This window comes from Nocardia sp. NPDC059154, assembly GCF_042755705.1.
Lineage (GTDB): Bacteria > Actinomycetota > Actinomycetes > Mycobacteriales > Mycobacteriaceae > Nocardia.
In genome coordinates this window covers 1-3294 of sequence record NZ_JBHZCS010000177.1, presented here as the reverse complement: position 1 = coordinate 3294, position 3294 = coordinate 1, and the positions used below count along the sequence as shown (strand labels likewise).

Annotated in this window: 2 protein-coding genes and 1 pseudogene; all 3 read right to left on the bottom strand. The window is 64.0% G+C overall.

What is annotated here, in order from left to right; translation table 11 throughout:
- Positions 1 to 269: hypothetical protein (locus ACFXN1_RS51550; protein WP_379446656.1), on the bottom strand; the 269-nt coding region annotated here is incomplete at its 3' end.
- Between the two features lie 173 nt (positions 270 to 442).
- A pseudogene (locus ACFXN1_RS51545) lies at positions 443 to 1633 on the bottom strand (IS110 family transposase).
- Positions 1634 to 1830: 197 nt separating this feature from the next.
- On the bottom strand, positions 1831 to 3159 hold the full coding sequence (locus ACFXN1_RS51540; protein WP_379446655.1) for an MFS transporter: 1329 nt from the start codon (positions 3157 to 3159) through the stop codon (positions 1831 to 1833).
- Positions 3160 to 3294: the final 135 nt, after the last annotated feature.

Here is a 3294-nt window from a genome sequence, read left to right as displayed (position 1 = left end):
TCGAGGATGGATGCCAGTTTGTCGGGGCTGACCAGACCTTGACTTACTGCCAGTTCACTAACTGCCTGTCCGCTCGATAACGCATCAGCCGCGAGTTGCGTGGCGGCCTCGTTGGTGATGCTGGTGACGACGAGGGTGGTGGTGGTGCACAGGGCGCCGGCCAGGGCCTGGACCCGAGGGTCGCCGAACCGCAGAGCTGGGGCCCTCCTGCCGTCCTCGGTGAGGGTGGGGCGTGCGATCCGCTCAAGGCTGGACTCGCAAGGGCGCAACCCTGGCCGCCACGTTCAGTATCGAGCAGGCGACGGTTGACCGCACGGGCACGGGTCTGCAGTTCGTCGAGGTTGGGAAGCCGTCGTAGGCAGCCCAGGTCGCCCCGGGTCGTTGACGACGGTTTCGATTCGCAGCGCCCGCCTGTTCCCCGGGGGTGGCCCTATGGTTCCTGTCAAGCCGCTGAGGGAAGCGGTGCCCGGTGAAGTTCCTTGTTTTCAGCATGGCGTAGAGGACGTCGCAGCGGCGTCGGGCGAGCCGGATCAGGGCCGCGCCCAAGTTTCTTCTTCTCGTCCCGTTTTTGTCGTAGTAGGCGCGACTGGTGGGGTCGTGGAGGGCGGCGAAGGCGGACAGGAACAGGGCGCGTTTGAGTTTCTTGTTCCCGGAGCGGGCCGGGTGCTCACTACGGATCGAGGAGCCCGATTTACGGGTGACCGGTGCGATGCCGGCGTAGGCCGCCAGGTGGGCGGCGGAGGGGGAGGCGGAGCCGTCGCCGACCTCGATCAGGATCCGGGCTGCTGTCCTGACGCCGATGCCGGGCATCGGTCAGGACTGGGGAAAGAGGGTGGTCATCGAGGGCCCTCTCCACGTCCGCGGCGACCGCTTTGCGTTGTAACAGGGTCTCTTTCAGTGAATCCGCGAGTTTGGGTAGAACGGTTTCGGCGGCCGTGGTGCCGGGCACGACCACGGTCTGCCCGCCCGGGGGCGGCAAGGATGTCGGTGGCCAACCGGGCGCCCATGCGGGGTGCGTGCTTGACCGCGATCGCGGTGAGCTTGCGCTTGCCGGCCTGCCGGATTCCGGCCGGTCCGCCGCAGCGGGAGAGGATCCCGGGGCACCGCCGGGTGGGTGATGCGGGGGGCAAGGACCCGCTCGAGGGCGGGGTGGATGGAGGTGAGCAGGCCGTGGATGCGGCCCAATGACCCGGGTGGCCTCGCCGGCGAGATCGTCATCGAACCCGACGAGGACTTCGAGTTCGGCGAGGGTCTCGTCGCCGGTATCGACCCGGCGCAGGGTATGCGGCATCGTGCGGGCGGCAAAAGGCAATGATGAACGCGTCTCGGGCATCGGTTTTCGCCTGTCCGGGGTACAGGTCGGCGATGCGGCGCATCGCCAGTCCGGCCAGATATCCGACGTCGTGGCTGCAGGCACGGGCACCGGCAGGGCGCCGATCGTATTGGGTTGGTCGACGACCACCAGCACCGATCCGTGGGTGGCCAGGCGGTCGAAGACCGCCCGCAGCTTCGCTTCGTCGTTCGGCAACGCCTTTTATCGTAGATCTTCTTTCCGGCGGCGGTCAGTCCGACGGCGTGGTGCTCACCTTTTGCCGACGTCGATGCCGCAGTACACCGCATAGTTCGAGTCCATTCAGGGGTCGTCCCTTGTGTCTTGGCCGGCCGGTCGCCGATCCGGCATCGACGCCCGGCACCCACGCCTGCAAAGAGACCTACCTACTTCGGTTGGCCGTGTCCCTGACCGGAAAAACAGGTCCGATCAAGGACCACTACGACCGGCGCCGAACGCAGGGCGATCGGCGCCGGTCGTAGGCTTGGCTTGTGGCTTGCTCACACGTTGGCCAGGGGTGAACTCTCGCTCGGTATGGGTGTCAGGTCGTTTCGGGGGCTGTTGGTCGGGGCATGGTTGCCGATCCCGATAGCGGCCACTATCACCGCGATGGCGCACAGAGCGGCGAGGTAGTAGCCGGGGCCAAGAGGGTAGCCCTGCTCGACGAGCCAAGTCGCCACGAACGGCGCTGTCCCGCCGAACAGACCGGCACAGAAGTTATAGGACATTGCGCTCGCAGAGGACCGGAGGTGAGCAGGGAACAACTCAGCTACAATCAAGCCGGTCGTCGTCCAGGCCCCACTGAAGAAGATTGCGAGCACCGCGATGACCAGCGCAGCTCCCAACACCGAGCTGTGTCGGAGGATCGCAAATGTGGGGATGGCCGAAGCACCTAGAGCGAGTGCGGAGGCGACCGCGACGGGCTTTCGTCCCACTCGGTCTATAGCGAATCCGGATAGGAGACAACCAAATACTACGGAAACATACCAAACAAATTGCACGACGAGCGATTCGGTTTTACTGAACCCGACTGTCGTTGTCAGGTACGACAGGATGAATGCGGACAACAACCAGCTCGCGACCGAAACGGCCATCACCCAACCAATCAGAATCAACATGGGCTTCTTCGCGACCTTCAAGGCCTTCTTGACGGGTGCGGATTCGATATCTCCCGCAGCCTGCATAGCCGCGAACTCCGGCGATTCCTCCACTCGCACACGTAGGTACACGCCGACCAACGCGAGGGGAGCCGCCAATAGGAATGGCACCCGCCATGCCCACGAGGCCAGTTGCTCCGGCGTCGTCGTGGCAGTAACCGACAGGGCCACCGATACGCCGAATATCCCCGCGACGTAGGACGCCGCAGAGGGGATCGAGGCGTATCGACCTCGCTTGCCGAGGGGTGCGTGTTCGGCCACGAAGACTAACGAGCCGGTGTATTCGCCGCCAACAGAGAAGCCCTGCACGAGGCGGCACGCCAGAAGGAGCATCGGTGCCGCGATACCGATCTGAGCGTAACCGGGCAGCAGACCGACAGCTACTGTTGCCGCGCTCATCAGCATGACCGACAGGAGAAGTGTAAAACGCCGGCCGAACTTATCACCGAGATGTCCGAATACAATGCCGCCCAACGGGCGGACGACAAACGAGGCCCCGAAGATCGCGAAGGTCGCCAACAGGGCAGCCTTGGGATCGGACTTCGGGAAAAACACAGTCGCGATCGTGGTGGCGAACAAGCCGTACAAGGCGTAGTCGAACCACTCCACGAAGTTGCCGATCATGCTCGCTAACAGCACTTTCCTTCGCATGACACCGTTGCTGTCGTTCATCAGATTCTCCTCAATGTAGCTACCGTCAGGGCTGAACTGGCGTGGGCCCGGAAGCCCATTCATGTAGATAGTTCACGGTGAAGTCCATATGTGCCCTGATGCTGCCGACGGTGATGTACTCGTCCGGCGCGTGGA